This window comes from Veillonella atypica KON, from assembly GCF_002959915.1.
Lineage (GTDB): Bacteria > Bacillota > Negativicutes > Veillonellales > Veillonellaceae > Veillonella > Veillonella atypica.
This window is the reverse complement of sequence record NZ_PPDE01000008.1, coordinates 452,399-472,319: the sequence shown is the minus strand read 5'-3', so window position 1 is coordinate 472,319 and position 19,921 is coordinate 452,399. Positions and strand designations below refer to the sequence as shown.

The window sequence follows — 19,921 nt, the reverse complement described above, 5'->3', positions numbered from 1 at the left end:
TTTGAGTAAACGTATTTCGGTATTATCCGTCCCTATTGATTGCATCACTATGGACGAAGCAGTTTCAAAAATTATAGAGATGACGAAGCAATCAGGGCTACATCTTGTAGCAACTGCCAATGCTGAAATGGTTATGCTAGCCAATCAGGATCCCGTGTTACACGGGATCTTGAATTCCGCTAGTCTTGTTGTTCCTGATGGAGCTGGTATATTATGGGCAGCGGAACGCATGGGTGAAAGAGTGCCTGAACGCGTTACTGGTGTTGATATTACCAAAGAATTGTTTAAACAAGCTGTAAGCAATCAAATCCCCATATATTGTTTAGGTGCTGCGCCTGGTGTAGCACAACAAGCAGTTTCTAATTTACAAGCAATGTATGGTACTATTAATATAGCTGGCATCCATGATGGGTTCTTTGATGAAGCAGAGGAACAACGTATTATTAACGATATTAAAACTTCGGGTGCTAAGCTGGTATTTGTTGCATTAGGTGTGCCAAAACAGGAACAATGGATTTCAGAAAAACTATCCTCTTTACAAGGCGTTGTAGCCATTGGTATAGGAGGGTCTTTTGATGTATTGGCTGGAAATATTCCACGCGCACCTCATTGGATGCAACGTAATCGTTTAGAATGGTTATATAGATTATATCTGGAACCTAAACGTATAGGCCGAATGTTGGCTATACCAAAGTTTATGTGGACTGTTATTAAGAATAAATAGGGGAGTTTAGTTGTGCCTACAGGACCAATAATAAAAGAAGGATTTCCTTTAATCGGAGTGATGCTCTTCATTACGATTATAGCGGTGTATTTTGGATATTATAGTATCGCAATCATTACATTTATTTTGGCATTATTTTTTGTGAACTTTTTTAGAAATCCAAAACGCAACATTCCTACTGACCCAGATGCTATTTTATCTCCAGCTGATGGCAAGGTAATGGAAATTGAAGATGTATATGAAGATTTGTATTTACATCGAGAATGTAAAAAGGTAACAATCTTTTTATCTGTTTTTGATGTGCATGCCAATCGAGCTCCTATTGAAGGCAAAATTACATATCGTCATTATACGATGGGGAGTTTTTTACCTGCTTTCAAAGAAGATGTGGGGTTTGAAAATGAACGTCATACAATTTGTATAGAAAACGATAAAACAGAAGTACTCGTCACACAAATTGCAGGTTTATTAGCTCGTCGTATTGTTTCTTGGACAGATCTTGATAGTGTATTAAAACGTGGCCAGTTATATGGTATGATTAAGTTTGGTTCATGTACTGAAATTTACATGGATAAAAATGTAGAGATTTGCATTGAAAAAGGTCAACATATTACTGGTGGGGATACGATTATCGGGAGGCTTCGTCATGAATAAATCAGTTATTCCAAATTTATTTACTAGTTCTAATTTAGCATTTGGTGTTATCGGCATTACATTGTCTGCTACGGGCAATACCTTTGGGGCGGCTATTTGTGTGATACTATCACTGATTGCAGATGGTTTAGATGGGCGTGTGGCACGTGCATTAGGCGTAGCAGGTCCTATGGGGCGTGAATTAGATTCTTTATCCGATGTAGTCGGATTTGGCGTTGCCCCTGCTTATATGCTGTATGTTAATGATTTGCAAGGACTAGGCTGGCTCGGTTATATTCCGTTATTAGCCTTTGCTGTTTTAGGCGCTTTTCGTTTAGCTCGTTTTAATATTAAAACTGATGAAGTTTACGGCTATTTTGAAGGTCTTCCTATTCCAGCAGCAGGTTGTTTAGCGGCTACCTATATTTTATGTGGTGTGCAAGTCCCACAGCTAGTTTTGTTTGTGTCCATGATTCTTGTTGGTATCCTAATGGTTAGTGAAGTAAAATATCCTGACTTTAAAGGTCACAGTGCAGTTCGCATTAGCAAAATTGCTATCGCATTGGTTGCTCTCATCATCATTGCTGCATTGGTATATGATTGGCATACATGGGCTGTTATGATTTTTACTGGTTATGTGTTGTTTGGTCTGTTTAATACGGCGTTGAATATAGTGCGCAAATAGACTGTGGAGGTTTGTCTTATGGATTACCTACTGAATCTGATATTGATCCCTATGCAGGTAATAATCGTAATTTATATGGTTTATTATTTCGTACTTGCCGTTATAGGTATGTGGCGGTCTCGAGTTCATAAAAACTATACGCCCAAAAATTCATTCGCCATTGTTGTGTGTGCTCATAATGAAGAGGCTGTAGTAGGAGAGCTCGTAAAAAACTTAAAAGGTTTAGATTATCCAGACGATTTGTATGATATTTTTGTTGTAGCAGATAACTGTACTGATAAAACGGCTGAGGTGGCCAGTGCCGCAGGAGCTAATGTACACGAACGTTTCAACAAAGAAGAGGTTGGTAAAGGGTATGCCATGGGGTGGATGTTTGACCGCGTGGATAAAATGGATAGGAAATATGATGCATTCCTCATCTTTGATGCTGACAACTTGGTACATCCTCAATTTATGTTAGAGATGAATGATCACCTCGAAAAAGGTGAATCTGTTATTCAAGGGTATCTTAACTCTAAAAACCCTACAGATTCATGGGTTGCGGGTACTTTTTCAATCATGTTCTGGATGGTTAACCATATGTGGCATTTAGCCAAATATCGTATTGGTTTATCAACGGCACTTGGCGGTACGGGTATGTGTATTCGTACATCTATTATTAAAGAATACGGATGGGATTGTACAAGCTTAACGGAGGACATGGAGTTCTCTATGAAGTTATTAACACATGGTATTAAGACGACATGGGCTCATGATGCTATCGTGTATGATGAAAAAGTAACAACTATGATGGCTTCTTGTAAACAACGTTTGCGTTGGGCACAAGGTCAATTTGATTGTGCAGATCGTTATATTCCTAAATTATTTGCAGCGGGTATTAAGCAAGGTAATATTGTCATTTTAGATGGTATTTTGCAAGTGAGTCAGCCTTATTTCTTATTGTTGACGACCGTATATTTGGTATTTTCTTATATCAATGCATATGTGCCAATTTACACCAATATTTTGTACCAAATTATGCCTATGTCCGTATGGCAAATTATTGGTATTGGACAATATCTATTCCCATTAATTGTATTGTTGAAAATTAAGGTACCACCTAAAATTTGGTTTTACTACTTGTTATATCCAATTTTTGTATATTCATGGGTTCCAGTAAATATTTTAGGATGGTTCCGTCGTCATAATAAGGAATGGTCTCATACGGTGCATACAAGAGCTGTTGGCTTGGAGGATGTTAAATTAACTCGTATGGGAGATATGAATAAGAATAAAAAATAGAATCTATAGGAGTGACTATGCATATCTTAATGTGTAACGATGATGGCATTTTAGCTGATGGCTTACGCCAATTAGCGACGTATTTAAGTCAATATTATCGTGTTACCGTTGTAGCACCAGCTACTGAACAAAGTGCTAAATCCCATGCATTGACGACTGAGATTCCTTTAAAATTAGATGCGTACAATGGCGAGGATGAAAATCCTCGCCTTTATGCACTTACAGGAACTCCATCTGATTGTATGAAATTTGGCCTCAGTTATTTATTAGCCGATGACATGCCTGATCTTGTTATTTCAGGTATTAATCATGGCTTTAATTTAGGTTCTGATGTATTGTATTCAGGAACCGTATCTGCAGCCATGGAAAGTGCTTTTTATGGAATCCCTGGCCTTGCTTTATCTGTAGAGCGATATTCGATTGAGCGTGGTCATGAAATGCATCCGTTTATTCATGAATTAATTGAGAATATTTATGTAAATGGTAATTTTGAAGGCTTATTAAATGTTAATTTTCCATTGCGCGGCATTTGTGATTGGGATCATTTTAAATTGGTGAGCCAAGGACTTCAAACCTATAGTAATATAATTGATGCTAGAATTAATTCACGAGGTCAAGATTATTATTGGTTGGCTGGAGACTTGGATTGTGGAAAGGAAGACGTACCAACAGATGTTGAATACGCTCGAAAAGGTTATATTACAGGTGTTACTTTGACCTGGAAACAGCAAGATGATGAGGCGATGCATACACTCACAAATATTTTAGAAAAAATATAAAAAATTTGTTGACAGACCTTTGTTATTCCTATATAATTACAAATGTTCCGAGACGCCGGAGTGGCGGAATGGCAGACGCACTTGACTCAAAATCAAGCGGGTAACACCGTGTGGGTTCAAGTCCCACCTCCGGCACCAACTACAAGCGGAAACGCTTGAACAGGTGATAAGAGTAATCTTATCACCTGTTTTTTGTTTATACGATTCAAGTAAAATGATAGAGGTCTCTATGGACACACAACAAATTATGGATTATCTACCAATAACATATGCACTGCAGCAACAAGATGTTAGCAAGACAATGGTTGATTTAAAACTGTTAAAAGAGATACCCATTGATAGTTCCGTCAATCAATGTCAAGGATTCTGCTATAACTCAAAAAAAGATGTATTTGTACTAGCTTGTATTAATTCTGAAAATACGCGACAAGTTATATATGAGATAGATCCAAGGACATTTGATATTGTTGGAACCTATAAGTTTCGTGATGCTAATGTATTAGCACATATGAATACGCTTACCTATAATCCAGACACTAATTTGTTATACACTACGAATGCTATGATTGATGGCCATCGCATTACTACAATAGATGCAGATACTATGAGTATTGGCAATACGATTACGATTCCTGAACGGGTATTTAATTTAGCTTATGATAAAAAAACGAATCAGTTTATATCGATTGTTCCTATAAATGCTACTATGAGACGTATTAATTACTATACATCACAGTTTCAACTCGTTCAGTCTAAAGATATAGATGCTAATTATGATGATTATAATAATAATGGTGCCTTTGCTAATGATGGTAAAACTATATTTGCAACGTTATCCACCGTTATTACTGTAGATAAAACAGGAAACGTTTCTAAGATTGCTTCTTTTCCAAAAAATCTTGAAATTGAAGATATGGATATGCGTCATAACATAATGTACGCTGCTGTAAATATGAATCATAAAGTTTTTATTTATACTATGCTTAACTATTAATAGACTGTACTTTCATCAATGATTAATCTAACAAAATTGTGTATAATAAAAAGATAGATAATCGACATATAAGAGGTTATGATATGAGATTAGGCACAGATATAATAGAAATTGATCGAATTAAAAAAGCCATAGACCGTTCAGATCGCTTTCGACAGCGCGTATATACGGAACGTGAAATTGCTTATTGTGAAAGTAAACGCACAGGAATCTATCAATCCTATGCAGGTATTTACGCAGCAAAAGAGGCTTTTTTGAAAGCATTGGGGACTGGATTGCGTTACGGCTCATGGCAAGATATTGAGGTGTGTCATGATGAATTCGGGGCTCCATCTCTTAGCATAACGGGGGCTTTCAAAAAAATTATGCAAGAACGAATGTATACAGAATCTATAGTTTCTATTAGTCACTGTCGGTCGTACGCTATGAGTACGGTCATCATAAAGAGGTAATTTATGTACAGTTTAACGAGAGAAGCATCACAACATATTGATGCCTATGTACCGCGTCATCTACACGTGCCTTTGGAGTTGCTCATGGAAAATGCAGGTCGAGGTATAGCCGATGCGTTGGTAGATGTAGAAGGAGAACGTTTTCGCGAGGATCCTTTTACAGGTATGGTTCTATTTGTATGTGGTGTTGGTAACAATGGAGCCGATGGACTGGTAGCGGCTCGTCATTTAATAGAACAAAGAATTCCCGTTACCATTGCATTAGTAGGCAATGTATCACATGGTAGTGAGCTATTTAATAAACAACTGACCATGGTGCGCGCCATGGGAATTGATATTGTTCCTTTTGAAAGTTTTAGTGATTGGTCTCGTGTTCATGTTGTCGTAGAAGGTTTAATGGGAACAGGTTTTCAAGGTGAATTACGAGAATCTGTGACTTCTGTATTACATGATATCGATGTGGAACGCAACCAATATGGTTTTTCTCTATGGGCTATCGATGTGCCCGCTGGTGTTGATGCCACTACGGGGCAGGCTTCGGATTATACATTATCCTATGATGCGACAGTGACATTTGGATCTATTAAAGAGGGGCTATTGTTATATCCAGGCAAATCCTTGGCAGGCACAGTAATCATCGCACCGTTAGGGGTGCCTTGGGAATTAGCATTAGAATCAGAGGCGCCGTTTAACACATCTCATTATGTTTTATATGACCGTTTAGCTTCATTGGAACTTAGTGATCGAATGCCACAGGCCCATAAGGGTGTTAATGGTAATGCTTTAATTGTGGGCGGTTCTGAATCAATGGTAGGAGCACCTATCATAAGCGCAGAGGCGGCTGTACACGGTGGGGCCGGTAAGGTTTCATTAGCCGTTCTTAATAGTGTGCGATCTATCGTACAGTCTAAATGCATACCAGAAGTCATGGTATTGCCATTAGAAAATATAGGTTCCACCAATTTACAATCGTATGATGTCGTTGCCGTTGGCCCTGGATTAGGACGCACAGAGGACGCCAAAGTATTGGTAAATTCTTTGTTAGAACGACAATCGGGACATATGGTTATCGATGCTGATGGATTATATGCTCTTGGCACCATAGGACATGTTTATGCACATGGGGATAAGACTATTACTTATGAAGGCAATATGCAGTTTAAAAATTGTATTATGACACCTCATTTAGGCGAGTTTAGCCGTCTTATTGATACATCCATTAATTTTATAGAGAAGCATTATGTAGAGTTAGCGATTCAATTTGCTGTAGCTCATAATGTAGTGCTCGTTTTAAAAGGAATTCCTAGTTTAGTTGCCTTTCCTACCGGTGAAGTATATATCAATATGATAGGCAATCCTGGTATGGGAACAGGAGGAATGGGTGATAGTTTAACGGGGATTATAGCTGCCTTTGTAGCACAAGGTTATTCTTTACAGTCTGCGGCCTTATTAGGTGTCTATGTACATAGTCGAAGCGCTGATATATTGGCTAAAGAAAAACCTTGGGGCTATACACCAAGTGATGTAAGCCAATCCGTTGGTTTGGTACTACAAGAGTTATTGAAAGGATAGGTAGATGACGAGATTACAACGAATACTACTATGCTTCATAGCTTTATTAGTGCCACTGTTTGTACTAGCAGGTTGTTCGAATTCAGATGTATCCAAAGCGGCTACACAAGCCGTGTCAGCATCATCTAATTATTCTATTGATACAAAGCAAACCAATGCAGAAGGTCATGTTGACATCTATATGCTAGATATCGGCCAAGGGGATGCAATACTTCTTAAAGTTGGTGATGAGTATAGCATGATTGATACGGGAGATATAGAACATCGTGAAAATATTGTAGCCCAACTACATAACCTCGGTGTTACAAAGCTTAAAAATGCCATCATCACACATCCTCATGCAGATCATATGGGTGGTTTTTTAGCTATTGCAAAAGCAATGCCTATAGAACATGTATATGATGATGGTATTTCTGTTGACAATAATATGTATAAAACATATGAAAAATGGATTGAGAAAAAGAATATTCAACGCACTACGTTAAAAAAAGGTGGTACTGTTGATTTTGGTTATGGTGCAGTATTTGTAGTATATGCGCCTTGGGATGATATATTAGTAGATAAAAAAGGGCAACCGGATTTAAATAATAATTCTATTGTTGGTAAATTTATATTTGGTAAATTTTCTATGCTCTTTACAGGTGATGCAGAATTACAAGAAGAACAACGGCTTATAAAAGAGCAAAATAGTAAGCTCTTTGCTCGTATTTTGAAGGTGGGGCATCACGGATCACGAACAAGTAGTTCTGAAGATTTCCTAAAATCCGTCAAACCAGAGAGTGCATTAATCTCTTGTGGGTTATATAATAAATATGGTCATCCTCATGATGTGACATTACGTCATTTGAATGAACACAATATCGCCATTTATCGTACAGATACGATGGGACGTATTCACATTAGTACGGATGGGAATGAATGGCAAATTTCTACAGAACGATGATAGATATGTATAATCGGTATACTTATCTTCATGTTTGTATGAAATAATCTATCTATAATCTAACATTAGTTTATGGATAGATTGGAACGATGAGACGAAACATTAGTATCATCGGCTCATCTCTATGGTTTGGACAAAAAGTATGTCAGTTAGATTGGAGTGAATGTATTGCGTAAACTATTTTTAATTTGCTTTGCTTTTCTCATGGCTGTACCACTGATGTTAAGTCAAGCAAAGGCTGCTAATTTACAGGATGCTCGTTGGGTAACGAGAACTGATGCACCTGTTCCATATGTACGTATGGTTATGGATTTATCTACTCCTGTAAACGCAGCAGCATCCATCAGTAAAGATGGAAAAACGACAACGGTTACTTTGAAGAATACGAAGCTAAAAACGACGAAGAATACTATTTATATGGATTCTTCCATTGCTAGCGTAGCTCAACTTTCACAAGTAGGCAAAGATGTGGCAGTTACGATTAAAACTCCATCCGCATTGGATACTAATGATGTGAAGGTTTTCTCTTTGAAGAAGGATACAGTCAATCAAAAGCCGTATCGAATTGTTGTAGATGTACAGAAAAAAGGCGTGGCTCCAAAACCTATCAATTATGGTAAGAAACCATCCCCAGCTACAGCGCCAGCAAGTAGCAAAGGGTCCGGTATATACTCTGTATCAGGAGGATTATCCGGTAAGGTGATTACTATTGATCCAGGTCATGGTGGTAGCGACCCAGGTGCTATCGGCCCTACAGGGTTCCAAGAAAAAAGTGCAACATTACCGATTGCTAAATATTTGAAATCAGCTTTAGAAGCTCGCGGTGCTAAGGTATTCCTGACTCGTACTACAGATGCTGATGTATATGGTCCTAATGCGAGTGGTGTTGATGAGTTGGGTGCTCGCGTTAATATAGCAAACTCCCATAATTCAGATGCCTTTGTAAGTGTTCATATTAACTCTTTCAACAACCCAAGTGTAGGTGGCATTGCTACATACTACTATTCTAAAACTGGTAATGACGCTCGCTTAGCACAAAAAGTACAAAATCAAATTGCTAATGTACCAGGCTTCAATGGTGACAGAGGTATCCAAGAAGGTAATTTGTATGTATTAAGACATACAAATATGCCGGCTATTCTCGTAGAATTAGGCTTTATTTCTAACCCTAATGAAGAACGTGCTTTGAAGAGCGACCAAACAAAACAAGACTTTGCTAATCGCATTGCTGCTGGTATTGCTAGTTACTTTGGAGGCTAAGGATGAATATTCGAAATCAAATAACAGTGATTGCTTGTATCGGCATCCTAGCTTTTACAGCGGGCTGTAATTCCAATCAAATGCAAAACACAGGTTCTACAAACGTAAGCCAAGAGGTCAAGGTCAATAAAGATGCTGAAACTGCTAAGACTTCTAGTGAATCCGTTAAAATGGTATTCTTTGTTCCTACTGAAGATGGTTCCGGTGTTAAACAACAATCCGTGGATATCGCAGCAGATAAGGTGACGCCGAAGGCGGCATTGCTTGCCATGTTAAAAGCTGATCGCCAACAAAAGTATCCTATCTTTGATAAAGCGATAAAAATCAACTCTGTAACAGTTAAAGATGGAGTTGCTTCTGTAGAGGTGAATAAAGCTTTTGTTGATGGTAAAGGTGGCGACTTAACTGTTAAGTTGCAAATGGCTGCTATTGTTAATACATTGACCTCTTTTGATAATATCAATGGAGTGCTCTTTGTATGTGATGGCAAAAAGGTTCCTATTGTAGGTGCATTTGATACGAATAGCCCTATTAAACGGATGGAACAACTCATAAAAAAATAATGTACGAATCGACCTCATCAGTATGATGAGGTCGATTTTTTTTGCATTCTTATATATGTTACAATACATATAGTGTATAAGATAAAAAAGGTGATATAGTGGAACTTAAAACTCTTGGTGAATTTAATTTCATACATAGTATTGAATCGGATACAATATATGACAATAAGACAGTGGTGCAAGGCATTGGCGATGATTGTGCCATTTATAAAGCTAGTGAAGGGTATGATCAGCTCATAAGTACGGATACCATGGTGGAAGGTGTTCATTTTATCTTTCATTATATGGCGCCCTATGATGTAGGATATCGTTTGATGACGGCTAATTTGAGTGATATTGCTGCTATGGGAGGTATACCACGTCAGGTTGTATTATCTGTATCTGCACCAGGTCATATTGACACGCAAATTTTAGATGAAATTTATAGAGGGATTAAGGATCAGTGCCAACGATATCATGTAAATCTTATTGGCGGTGACACGGTCAGTATAGATGGCCCCATGGTGTGGACCATTACTATCATAGGCGAAGTGCCTAAAGGTAAAGCGATACTACGAAGTGGTGCTCGACCTGGGGATGTGGTGGGCGTCACTAATTATATTGGTTATGCTGCAACAGGGTTAGGATCCTTATCGTATAATCTAGATGGCTATCCAATGACGAGAATTGGACATCAGCGTCCAGAACCACAGATTGAATTAGGCCAAAAATTGCGAGATATAGGCATTCACAGTATGAATGATATTAGCGATGGCCTTAGTAGTGAGTTGAATGAAATTGCAAAGGCATCACATGTTTCAATCGTCATTGATGAAGCACTTATCCCATTGCATGAAGAAACATATAAACTAGCTGCTGTATTACATACTAATCCTGTTGATTATGCCTTGTTGGGCGGCGAAGATTTTCAGCTCGTATTTACAGCGCCTAAGGAACTTTCACAGGCATTAGAACAGTTAGGTTCTATCACGCTTATTGGTGAGGTTATAGAGGGAAAACCGATGGTACAATTGGTGACTAAGGATAAAGAGATACGCTTATTAGAAGCGAAAGGATATAATCATTTTCATGAGTAAAAATAAAGTTACATTAGAAACATATTCTGTAGAGGATACACAATGCTTTGGTGAACGCCTAGGGCAGTGGGTCAAAGCGTCTGCTAGTCCACTATGCATAGCATTAATCGGTGATTTAGGGACTGGTAAGACTCATATGTCTCAGGGCATAGCAAAGGGTCTTGGCGTGTCGGAGGATATTACAAGTCCTACATTTTCTCTTATGAATACCTATATGACATTGGCCGGTGAAATATACCATTTTGATTTATATCGCATGGATGATGTAAGTGAATTAGAAAATATTGGATTTTATGAATTTACAGAGGATCAAGTTGCCATTGTAGAGTGGGCGGATAAGTTTGAAGCTGAATTGCCCGATGAAACGTTATGGATACATATTGATTCGATTGATACTCACTCTAGACGGATTACATTAGAGAGCGATGTACTTGACGCTGAAACATTGAATACTTTAGGAGGTATGTATGTGGTTGGGAATTGAAACGAGTTCTGTCGTTTCTAGTGTTGCTGTGATGAATGAAAGTCAGTTACTTGGTGAAATTACTATACAAGCAGGATTGACTCATTCTGAGCAGTTGGTACCACATATTCAATCATTGCTAGAGATGACGAGGGTAGAAAAATCTGATTTAAAAGGAATCGTTGTTGATAGTGGTCCCGGTTCCTTTACGGGTTTGCGCATAGGAATGGGGACGGCAAAGGCTATGGCTTATGCATTACATATACCTTTATATGGGGTTATGACTATGGATGGATTAGCGCGTAATATTCCGTATATTACGGATACGATTTGCACGGTTATTGATGCGCAAAAGAAACATGTCTATGCTGCTCTGTATGCATATGATGGAGAGCGTTTACGGGTTAAAGAAGAGCCATTCGTAGTAGAGGCTGTTTCATTAGTAGAACGATTACGAAATCAACATAAACGCGTCGTATTTGTGGGCGATGGTATTAAGCGGATTGCTCCACTAGTAGAAGATGATGAGTTATTAATCATTGGTGATCCTATCTATCGCATACCTAAGGCTAGCTCTTTATTATTAAGCGCCCGCTCTATGATTGAACGAGGTGAAAGTGCTGATCCTATGGATATGGTACCGTACTATATTAGACGGTCTGAAGCAGAAGTATTGTGGGAAGAAAAGCATAAAGATAACCCTGCTATGTTAAAGGAGAATCCTACAGTCACTGTAATCGAAGCGGCAGGTGAAAAATAGACATGACAGTCCGTAGAGCAACGATTGAGGATGCAAAGGAAATTTTTGCTATTGAAATGGAATGCTTTTCTGTTCCTTGGAGTTTAGATTCCATAGAAACAGAATTACTGAATGAAGATAAGAAACTCTATTATGTCGTAGAAGATGCCAATGGTGTTGTAGGTTATGCAGGGGCGTGGCTCGTATATGATGAAGGGCAAATTACGAATATTGCGATACGTCCATCTGCAAGACGCCAAGGATTTGGTGCTAAACTTACGTGTGCATTGATAGAGGAATGTTTTAAACGAGGCATGCATGAAATCTTTTTAGAAGTTCGTATATCTAATTTGTCTGCTTTATCCCTATACCGACAATTGGGGTTTACTGTAAAAGGTATGCGAAAAAATTATTACTCGGAGCCTAAAGAAGATGCGTATATCATGTCTCTTATTAAAGAGGAAGGAAAATGAGTGTATATACATTAGCATTAGAAAGTAGCTGTGATGAAACATCGGCAGCTGTACTTAAGGATGGCCGTACAGTACTTTCTAATGTCATATCGAGTCAGGTGCCAATTCACCGAAAATTTGGTGGTGTAGTGCCAGAAATTGCATCCCGTCATCATATAGAACAAGTTATCCCTGTTATTGATAAGGCTTTAGCGGATGCTCATGTCACATTGGATGACATCGATCATATAGGGGTTACCTATGGTCCTGGATTAGTAGGGGCCCTATTAGTTGGTGTAGCGGCTGCAAAAGGATTATCCTTTGCTACGGGGATTCCTTTAGTACCTGTTCATCATATGGAAGGTCATATTTTTGCTAATTTCTTAGCTAATCCTACATTAGAACCACCATTTTTAAGCCTTGTTGTATCAGGTGGTCATACTATGTTAGTTCATGTGAAAGGCTATGAAGAATTCGAGATTTTAGGACAAACACGGGATGATGCGGCAGGAGAAGCTTTTGACAAAATTGCCCGTGTTATGGGGTTTCCATATCCAGGAGGACCTCATATTGATGCATTAGCAACAGAGGGCAATCCAGATGCTATTGAGTTTCCGAAGGCCCTTAGTGAGTCGGGAAATTTTGAATTTAGCTTTAGTGGCTTAAAATCAGCTGTTCTAAATTATTTAAATAGTAAATCACAAAAGGGTGAAGACATACATAAGGCTGATGTGGCGGCGTCCTTTCAAAAGGCTATCGTAGATGTCCTCGTAGAAAAAACTAAGGATGCAGCTCATACACTAGGGGAAACTAAAATAACCATTGCTGGTGGTGTATCTGCTAACCAAGGCTTACAAGTAGCATTAGAGAATATGTGTAATGAAGAAGGATTTACGTACTATAAACCAGGTAAAATTTTAGCTACTGATAATGCGGCTATGATTGGATGCCGTGCTTACTATATGGCACAAGCCGGAAAATTCTGCGATTTACATTTAAATGCTAAGCCTAGTGTGCCAATTGGTACCGTTGCATGGGTAGAAGGTAACTAGTATGACTGTACATATATATGATGAACTTGTTAAGGAAACAAATCTATCTAGTTTGCAAGCAGCCCTACTAGTTCATATTAGTCATATGATTCGCTTTGGCCAATCGGTGAGTAAACATAAGATTGTTTTGTTTACAGAGATTGCGAATGATGACATGATGTGTATATATGAGTATAATGACTCATTAGTTACATCACGCATACCTAGTTCTGATATGTGGAAAAAACTAATCACTACTGGTGAAAGCTTTCAACAATCCACACAAAATGGATTTGAATATCTATTTCCCATTGTCGATAATGGCGGTAAGACTATAGGAGGCATTTCCTTCTCGTATATAGCACCTGCCAATGGTGTGGAAGGGAAACGAGGATTTATCGTAGCCGATACAATGAACCGATTGATGTTGACGGCCACGGATGAACAAATTAAAGAATATGAGCCTATATCGTATTTGGATGGGCTCATCATTTTTGACCAAAATGGGACTATCCTGTACGGCAATGATACGGCGTTACACTTGGCGGATATAGTCGGTGTTGATCGGCGGTTGGTGGGCACATCTATTTTTGGTAGTTCTTTAAAAATATCTGCTATTCATCGTGTTATAGATGAACGAAATGATTTTGTATCCGAAGAAATCTATCATAATATGGTATTAAGACAGCATTTGATTCCTATTCCGATGGGACGCAATGAATGTCGTTGCTTTTTAATTCTTCACGATTGTACCCGTGAAAGTAAACAGCAACAAGAACTACTAGTTAAAAATTCCATTATTAAAGAGATACATCACCGTGTTAAAAATAACTTACAAACAGTAGCAGGTTTACTACGGATGGAAGCGCGGCGCTCTGATTTACCAGAGGTAAAATCGGCATTACAAGAGGGTATTTCCCGTATTGAAAGTATGGCCCTTGTCCATGATTTAGTATCTCACTATGATGAAGACTATATTTCTATACGATCCATATATGATGAATTGTGCCGATTATTACGCCAGAGCATGGTAAATCGTAATCAACATGTAGAATTTCGCTATCACGGAGACGATTGTATTATTTCATCTCATCAAGCCAGTTATATTTCTCTTGTATTCAATGAACTGATTTCTAATAGTATTGTGCATGGGTTGGATGGGACTGATGGTATAATTTCATTATCTGTATCCAGTATGAATGATACTATTGCACTAGTATTTACAGATTCAGGTAAAGGTTTGCCTCGTGATTTTGATATGGCTAAAAGTAAGCGATTAGGCATGCAAATTATTAATAATTTGGTGACTCACGAGCTACAAGGTCATATGACGATTGAAAATGGTGATGTTGGGGTTATTGTTACAATTCATATTCATAAGGAGCAATAAATGCGTATTTTAATCGTTGATGATGAATCTTTAATCCGCATGGATTTGCGAGATATTCTAGAATCTGAACAACATGAAGTGGTTGGGGAAGCATCGAATGGTGTTGAAGCTATTACGATGTGTAAAGAACTAAAACCTGATGCGGTGTTAATGGATGTGAAAATGCCTGAGCTAGATGGTATAGAAGCAGCTCGTCAAATTGGATTTAACCACTTGGCACCTGTTGTACTTTTAACTAGTTATAGTCAACAGGATTTAGTGACAAAAGCTCGTGAATCTGGTGTATATGGATATTTAATAAAACCTGTCAGAGAAGAGCAGCTGATTCCAACATTAGAAATGGCATGTGGTCGATTTTTAGATGATTTAGAATCACGTCAACAAATGGCTGATTTAGAGAAAACTCTAGAAGAACGAAAAATAATACAAAAAGCGACAGGCATTCTTATGGATTTATATAAAATTCCGGAGGACGAAGCATATAATCGAATTCGGCAATTAAGTATGAAGAAACGAGAGTCTATTGTCAATATATGTAAACTAATCATTCAACAAGCATCGACTAATTAATAAAAATTATAGGGCGATACATATAACCTTCTATATAAGATATAAAAGCTTATATAGAAGGTTATTTTATATGAATTAGTACTTGTAAAAACTAAAAAGTCAAAAAATCAAAATTAGTACTTGCAATTATTTTGACATAGGTTATAATAATACATGTGATTAGCACTCGATAAGTTAGAGTGCTAATGAATTATGAATAATACATAGTAAATAAGGAGTGACATCATATGTTAAAACCATTAGCTGACCGCGTTCTTATCCGTTTAGAAGCAAAAGAAGAAAAAACTAAAAGTGGTATCTTCCTTCCTGATACAGCAAAAGAAAAACCTCAAGAAGGTGTTGTTGTAGCAGTAGGTGCTGGTAAAGTATATGACAATGGTCAACGTGTAGCTCCAGAAGTTAAAGTTGGCGATACTGTTATGTTTGCAAAATACGCTGGTAGCGAATTAGAAATCGATGGCGCTACTCACTTGATTATTAGCGAACGCGATATCTTAGCAGTATTATAATAGCTTTCAAGGCTATACATATTAATGATACATTCTATATTGCCTTAGGGCATATATTTCTTTACATTGGATAGTGTTACTATCTAGGAGGTAATACATATGGCAAAAGAAATCTTGTTTAATGAAGAAGCTCGTCGCGCATTAGGTCGTGGCGTTGATCAATTGGCAAATGCTGTAAAAGTTACATTAGGACCAAAAGGCCGTAATGTCGTATTGGATAAAAAATTTGGTTCCCCAACAATCACAAATGATGGTGTAACTATTGCTCGTGATATCGAACTTCCAGATCCATTTGAAAACATGGGCGCTCAATTAGTTAAAGAAGTTGCTACTAAAACTAACGACGTAGCAGGTGATGGTACTACTACTGCAACAGTATTGGCACAAGCTATGATTCAAGAAGGTATGCGCAACGTCGCAGCTGGTGCTAACCCAATGATCTTGAAAAAAGGTATTGAAACAGCCGTTAAAACTTTGGTTGAAGAAATTAAAAAACGCTCCATTAAAGTTTCTGGTAAATCTGAAATCGCTCAAGTTGCAAGTGTATCTGCTGCTGACGAAGAAATTGGTGGCTTAATTGCTGAAGCTATGGAAAAAGTAGGTAACGATGGCGTTATCACTGTAGAAGAATCTAAAGGCTTGCAAACTGCATTAAACGTAGTAGAAGGTATGCAATTCGACCGCGGTTACATTTCCCCTTACATGGTAACTGACCCTGATCGTATGGAAGCTGTTATGGATAACCCATACATCTTGATTACTGACCGTAAAATCAGTGCTATCGCAGATATGTTGCCAACACTTGAAAAAGTGGTAAAAGTAGGTAAAGAACTTCTTATCATCGCTGAAGATGTAGAAGGCGAAGCATTGGCTACATTGGTAGTAAACCGCTTGCGTGGTACTTTCAAAGCAGTAGCTGTTAAAGCTCCTGGCTTCGGCGACCGTCGTAAAGCTATGCTTGAAGATATCGCTATTTTGACTGGTGGTACTGTAATTACTGAAGATATGGGCCGTAAACTTGATTCTGTAGAACTTACTGATCTTGGTACAGCTCGTCAAGTTCGCATCACTAAAGATGAAACTACAATCATCGATGGTGTAGGCGATAAAGACGTAATTGCTAAACGCGTTAGCCAAATTCGTGCACAAGTAGAAGAAACAACTTCTGAATTCGACCGTGAAAAATTACAAGAACGTCTTGCTAAATTATCTGGTGGTGTTGCAGTTATCGAAGTAGGCGCTGCTACAGAAGTTGAAATGAAAGATAAAAAACTTCGTATCGAAGACGCATTGAACGCAACTCGTGCTGCTGTTGAAGAAGGTATCGTAGCTGGTGGTGGTACTACATTCATCGATATCATCCCTGCATTGAACACATTGGAAGCTACTGGTGATGTTCAAACTGGTATTAACCTTGTTAAACGTGCAGTAGAAGAACCTCTTCGTCAAATTGCTTACAATGCTGGTCTTGAAGGTTCCGTTGTAGTAGAAAAAGTTAAAAATACAGAAGCTGGTGTTGGTTTCAACGCATTGACTGAAGAATATATCGATATGGTAAAAGCTGGTATCGTGGATCCTGCAAAAGTAACACGTTCTGCTCTTCAAAATGCTGCATCCATCGCTTCTCTTGTATTGACTACTGAAACAATCGTAGCTGATAAAGTAGAAGAAAATGCTGCTGCTCCTGCAATGCCTCCAATGGGTGGCATGGGCGGTATGATGTAATCAACTGCTTTAGCGATACATAGATAATATATTAAAATCCTAATGAATGTAGATTGCTACATTCATTAGGATTTTTTATTCTTAGAATGAATCTTGATAAATTGATTTCATAAACAATTTATGATATAATTCTATAGAATTTCATATAAGAGTCTTGGTTTGACAGACACTAGTATATAGCATATAATTTTTATATCTAAAAATATCTATATAATAAAGAGGTGTTACTATGTTGAACTTTTTATTTAAAAGTAAACCTGATTATATTAATTTTGGGCTTTTATTCTATCGCCTTGCATTAGGTATTTCCATGTTCTATCATGGATACTTAAAATATGTAAGTGGTGAACAAGGTCTTTATAAGGTAGGGGCCATGTTGTCCGCCTTAGGTGTGCCAAGTGGCTTTGAGGTTATATTAGGTACCATCGCATCTTATGCAGAAATGGTCGGTGGTATTCTTCTTATTATAGGCCTGTTTACACGTATTGGCACGCTTCTAGTTGTAGGTACCTTGGCGGTAGCGACCATATTGAATCTTAACGGCAATTTCTTTAGTTGGGATTATCCGTCCCAAATGGCCTTTGGCGCCATTATGTTGTTCTTTGCTGGTGCAGGTCGCTATAGTTTAGATAAGGCATTATTTAAATAATCAGTTAATTAGAAGACTCATCATAGATGAGTCTTTTACTATGTAGAGAGGTTATTATGAATCAAAAAACAGTTCCATTTACATCTGAACAATTAGAAGCAATTATTGCTAACTATCCGACTCCATTTCATATTTATGACGAAGAAGGTATCGTTAATAATATGAAGAGATTTATCTCCGCATTCTCTTGGAATAAGGGATTTAAACAATATTTTGCTGTGAAAGCTACTCCAAATCCATATATTATGCGTGTGTTGCAAAAACTAGGGGTAGGCGCTGATTGTTCCTCCTTAGCTGAATTACTTCTATGCGAAAAGGTGGGCATTACAGGCCATGACATTATGTTCACATCCAATGACACACCTTATGTAGAGTATAAAAAGGCTTTGGATATGGGGGCTATCATCAATTTAGATGATATTACTCATATTGAATACTTAGAAAAACATCACGGATCTCTACCAGATACATTCTGCGTACGTTATAATCCAGGTCCTTTGAAAGAAGGGGGCAATACGATTATCGGTCTTCCAGAGGAAGCAAAATACGGTATGACTCGTGAGCAAGTATTTGAGGCATATAAGCAATTACAAGCAAAGGGTGTAAAACATTTTGGTTTACATACTATGGTTGTATCCAATGAACTTGATATTGATGGATTGGTAGGTACAGCTGAAATCTGCTTTAACCTAGCTGTAGAAATTAAAGAAAAATTAGGCATCGATGTTGAATTTATCGATCTTGGTGGTGGTGTAGGCGTAGCATATAAACCAGAACAAACGCCTGTTGACTTTGAAAAATTGGGCGAACGTGTTCATGAAGCTTATGATCGAATCATTAAAGACAATGGTCTTAAGGATATTGCTTTGGCCTACGAATGTGGTCGTATGGTAACAGGCCCATTTGGATATCTTGTTTCCACAGCTATTCACAAAAAGGACATCTATCGTCACTACATCGGTTTAGATTCTTGTATGGCTAATTTAATGCGTCCAGCATTGTATGGTTCTTATCATCATATTACAGTAATGGGTAAAGAAAATGCTCCTAAAGATCATGTGTATGATGTAACTGGTTCCTTGTGTGAAAATAATGATAAATTTGCTATTCAACGAGAATTGCCAAAAATTGATATTGGTGACCGTATCATCATTCATGATGCAGGTGCACATGGTCATTCGATGGGCTTTAACTACAATGGTAAATTACGTTCTGCTGAATTGTTGTTGCACAAAGATGGATCTGTTACACAAATTCGTCGCGCTGAAACATACGATGATTTGTTTGGTACATTAGACTTCTCTAATTTATAATATTGAGAATTAAATAGAGTTGAGAACTACTATTAATAAACTATAAGATATACGGATATATAGGGATTTTTTCTAATTCCTGTATATTTTAGTAGGAATATCTTGCTATCATTTAGAT

At 37.8% G+C, this 19,921-nt stretch carries 22 protein-coding genes and 1 tRNA gene; all 23 read left to right on the top strand.

All coding sequences use genetic code 11. The features are described from left to right. The first annotated feature begins 1 nt into the window (after position 1). A complete protein-coding gene (locus VAHSUH02_RS06195; protein WP_005376335.1) occupies positions 2-724 on the top strand; it encodes a WecB/TagA/CpsF family glycosyltransferase in 723 nt (240 codons plus the stop codon). 12 nt (positions 725-736) lie between these two features. Further along, complete coding sequence (locus tag VAHSUH02_RS06190; protein ID WP_005376228.1) at positions 737-1,378, top strand: phosphatidylserine decarboxylase family protein; 642 nt, start codon at positions 737-739, stop codon at positions 1,376-1,378. Beyond that, on the top strand, positions 1,371-2,042 hold the full coding sequence (gene pssA, locus VAHSUH02_RS06185) for a CDP-diacylglycerol--serine O-phosphatidyltransferase (RefSeq protein WP_005383517.1): 672 nt from the start codon (positions 1,371-1,373) through the stop codon (positions 2,040-2,042). Before VAHSUH02_RS06190 ends, pssA begins: the two co-directional genes overlap by 8 nt. 18 nt (positions 2,043-2,060) lie before the next feature. Further along, positions 2,061-3,323, top strand: coding sequence for a glycosyltransferase family 2 protein (locus VAHSUH02_RS06180; RefSeq protein ID WP_005383515.1), 1,263 nt, complete (start codon positions 2,061-2,063; stop codon positions 3,321-3,323). Positions 3,324-3,340: 17 nt separating this feature from the next. Next, entirely contained in the window at positions 3,341-4,102 is a 762-nt protein-coding gene (gene surE, locus VAHSUH02_RS06175) for a 5'/3'-nucleotidase SurE (RefSeq protein ID WP_005383513.1), read from the top strand. Positions 4,103-4,156: 54 nt separating this feature from the next. Beyond that, positions 4,157-4,240: transfer RNA gene (locus tag VAHSUH02_RS06170), tRNA-Leu, on the top strand. Positions 4,241-4,331: 91 nt separating this feature from the next. Next, positions 4,332-5,096, top strand: a complete 765-nt coding sequence (locus VAHSUH02_RS06165) for a YncE family protein (protein WP_038148817.1) — start codon at positions 4,332-4,334, stop codon at positions 5,094-5,096. An 83-nt stretch (positions 5,097-5,179) separates the two neighbouring features. Continuing rightward, positions 5,180-5,548, top strand: coding sequence for a holo-ACP synthase (gene acpS, locus VAHSUH02_RS06160; protein WP_038148814.1), 369 nt, complete (start codon positions 5,180-5,182; stop codon positions 5,546-5,548). A 3-nt stretch (positions 5,549-5,551) separates the two neighbouring features. Then, on the top strand, positions 5,552-7,120 hold the full coding sequence (locus VAHSUH02_RS06155; RefSeq protein ID WP_005383504.1) for a bifunctional ADP-dependent NAD(P)H-hydrate dehydratase/NAD(P)H-hydrate epimerase: 1,569 nt from the start codon (positions 5,552-5,554) through the stop codon (positions 7,118-7,120). 4 nt (positions 7,121-7,124) lie between these two features. Continuing rightward, positions 7,125-8,063 (top strand): ComEC/Rec2 family competence protein, encoded by a 939-nt coding sequence (locus VAHSUH02_RS06150; protein WP_005383502.1) that lies wholly within the window; start codon positions 7,125-7,127, stop codon positions 8,061-8,063. Between the two features lie 168 nt (positions 8,064-8,231). Then, positions 8,232-9,323 carry an N-acetylmuramoyl-L-alanine amidase family protein gene (locus VAHSUH02_RS06145; protein WP_005380491.1) on the top strand — a complete coding sequence of 364 codons (1,092 nt, stop codon included), beginning with the start codon at positions 8,232-8,234 and terminating at the stop codon, positions 9,321-9,323. Positions 9,324-9,325: 2 nt separating this feature from the next. Beyond that, positions 9,326-9,886: a GerMN domain-containing protein gene (locus VAHSUH02_RS06140; RefSeq protein ID WP_005380484.1), complete on the top strand. Its 561-nt coding sequence runs from the start codon at positions 9,326-9,328 to the stop codon at positions 9,884-9,886. 98 nt (positions 9,887-9,984) lie between these two features. Beyond that, positions 9,985-10,962, top strand: coding sequence for a thiamine-phosphate kinase (gene thiL / locus VAHSUH02_RS06135; protein ID WP_005383491.1), 978 nt, complete (start codon positions 9,985-9,987; stop codon positions 10,960-10,962). Continuing rightward, positions 10,955-11,446 carry a tRNA (adenosine(37)-N6)-threonylcarbamoyltransferase complex ATPase subunit type 1 TsaE gene (gene tsaE / locus VAHSUH02_RS06130; RefSeq protein WP_005383490.1) on the top strand — a complete coding sequence of 164 codons (492 nt, stop codon included), beginning with the start codon at positions 10,955-10,957 and terminating at the stop codon, positions 11,444-11,446. The genes thiL and tsaE overlap by 8 nt, the downstream gene beginning before the upstream one ends. Beyond that, the gene (tsaB, locus tag VAHSUH02_RS06125) at positions 11,430-12,185 is read left to right on the top strand and encodes a tRNA (adenosine(37)-N6)-threonylcarbamoyltransferase complex dimerization subunit type 1 TsaB (RefSeq protein ID WP_005383489.1); all 756 of its coding nucleotides are present in this window, start codon (positions 11,430-11,432) and stop codon (positions 12,183-12,185) included. The genes tsaE and tsaB overlap by 17 nt, the downstream gene beginning before the upstream one ends. 2 nt (positions 12,186-12,187) lie before the next feature. Beyond that, complete coding sequence (gene rimI, locus VAHSUH02_RS06120; protein ID WP_005383488.1) at positions 12,188-12,637, top strand: ribosomal protein S18-alanine N-acetyltransferase; 450 nt, start codon at positions 12,188-12,190, stop codon at positions 12,635-12,637. Next, positions 12,634-13,668, top strand: coding sequence for a tRNA (adenosine(37)-N6)-threonylcarbamoyltransferase complex transferase subunit TsaD (tsaD, locus tag VAHSUH02_RS06115; protein WP_005378712.1), 1,035 nt, complete (start codon positions 12,634-12,636; stop codon positions 13,666-13,668). The genes rimI and tsaD overlap by 4 nt, the downstream gene beginning before the upstream one ends. A 1-nt stretch (position 13,669) precedes the next feature. Next, positions 13,670-15,037 (top strand): sensor histidine kinase, encoded by a 1,368-nt coding sequence (locus VAHSUH02_RS06110; RefSeq protein ID WP_005383487.1) that lies wholly within the window; start codon positions 13,670-13,672, stop codon positions 15,035-15,037. Further along, a complete protein-coding gene (locus VAHSUH02_RS06105) occupies positions 15,038-15,607 on the top strand; it encodes an ANTAR domain-containing response regulator (RefSeq protein WP_005383485.1) in 570 nt (189 codons plus the stop codon). A 227-nt stretch (positions 15,608-15,834) separates the two neighbouring features. Beyond that, positions 15,835-16,116, top strand: coding sequence for a co-chaperone GroES (groES, locus tag VAHSUH02_RS06100; RefSeq protein WP_004696047.1), 282 nt, complete (start codon positions 15,835-15,837; stop codon positions 16,114-16,116). 99 nt (positions 16,117-16,215) lie between these two features. Beyond that, on the top strand, positions 16,216-17,841 hold the full coding sequence (groL, locus tag VAHSUH02_RS06095; RefSeq protein ID WP_005378685.1) for a chaperonin GroEL: 1,626 nt from the start codon (positions 16,216-16,218) through the stop codon (positions 17,839-17,841). Between the two features lie 229 nt (positions 17,842-18,070). Further along, entirely contained in the window at positions 18,071-18,490 is a 420-nt protein-coding gene (locus tag VAHSUH02_RS06090; RefSeq protein ID WP_005383483.1) for a DoxX family protein, read from the top strand. Between the two features lie 56 nt (positions 18,491-18,546). Then, complete coding sequence (locus VAHSUH02_RS06085; RefSeq protein WP_038148810.1) at positions 18,547-19,803, top strand: diaminopimelate decarboxylase family protein; 1,257 nt, start codon at positions 18,547-18,549, stop codon at positions 19,801-19,803. Positions 19,804-19,921: the final 118 nt, after the last annotated feature.

Bases quoted from the DNA above. Each gene is read 5' to 3' on its own strand.
- VAHSUH02_RS06150 (WP_005383502.1), top strand. From the start codon at position 7,125: ATGACGAGATTACAACGAATACTACTATGCTTCATAGCTTTATTAGTG.
- VAHSUH02_RS06110 (WP_005383487.1), top strand. From the start codon at position 13,670: ATGACTGTACATATATATGATGAACTTGTTAAGGAAACAAATCTATCT.
- VAHSUH02_RS06085 (WP_038148810.1), top strand. From the start codon at position 18,547: ATGAATCAAAAAACAGTTCCATTTACATCTGAACAATTAGAAGCAATT.
- VAHSUH02_RS06105 (WP_005383485.1), top strand. From the start codon at position 15,038: ATGCGTATTTTAATCGTTGATGATGAATCTTTAATCCGCATGGATTTG.
- VAHSUH02_RS06090 (WP_005383483.1), top strand. From the start codon at position 18,071: ATGTTGAACTTTTTATTTAAAAGTAAACCTGATTATATTAATTTTGGG.
- groL (WP_005378685.1), top strand. From the start codon at position 16,216: ATGGCAAAAGAAATCTTGTTTAATGAAGAAGCTCGTCGCGCATTAGGT.
- rimI (WP_005383488.1), top strand. From the start codon at position 12,188: ATGACAGTCCGTAGAGCAACGATTGAGGATGCAAAGGAAATTTTTGCT.
- tsaD (WP_005378712.1), top strand. From the start codon at position 12,634: ATGAGTGTATATACATTAGCATTAGAAAGTAGCTGTGATGAAACATCG.
- surE (WP_005383513.1), top strand. From the start codon at position 3,341: ATGCATATCTTAATGTGTAACGATGATGGCATTTTAGCTGATGGCTTA.
- groES (WP_004696047.1), top strand. From the start codon at position 15,835: ATGTTAAAACCATTAGCTGACCGCGTTCTTATCCGTTTAGAAGCAAAA.
- tsaB (WP_005383489.1), top strand. From the start codon at position 11,430: ATGTGGTTGGGAATTGAAACGAGTTCTGTCGTTTCTAGTGTTGCTGTG.
- tsaE (WP_005383490.1), top strand. From the start codon at position 10,955: ATGAGTAAAAATAAAGTTACATTAGAAACATATTCTGTAGAGGATACA.
- VAHSUH02_RS06140 (WP_005380484.1), top strand. From the start codon at position 9,326: ATGAATATTCGAAATCAAATAACAGTGATTGCTTGTATCGGCATCCTA.
- VAHSUH02_RS06155 (WP_005383504.1), top strand. From the start codon at position 5,552: ATGTACAGTTTAACGAGAGAAGCATCACAACATATTGATGCCTATGTA.
- VAHSUH02_RS06165 (WP_038148817.1), top strand. From the start codon at position 4,332: ATGGACACACAACAAATTATGGATTATCTACCAATAACATATGCACTG.
- VAHSUH02_RS06180 (WP_005383515.1), top strand. From the start codon at position 2,061: ATGGATTACCTACTGAATCTGATATTGATCCCTATGCAGGTAATAATC.
- acpS (WP_038148814.1), top strand. From the start codon at position 5,180: ATGAGATTAGGCACAGATATAATAGAAATTGATCGAATTAAAAAAGCC.
- pssA (WP_005383517.1), top strand. From the start codon at position 1,371: ATGAATAAATCAGTTATTCCAAATTTATTTACTAGTTCTAATTTAGCA.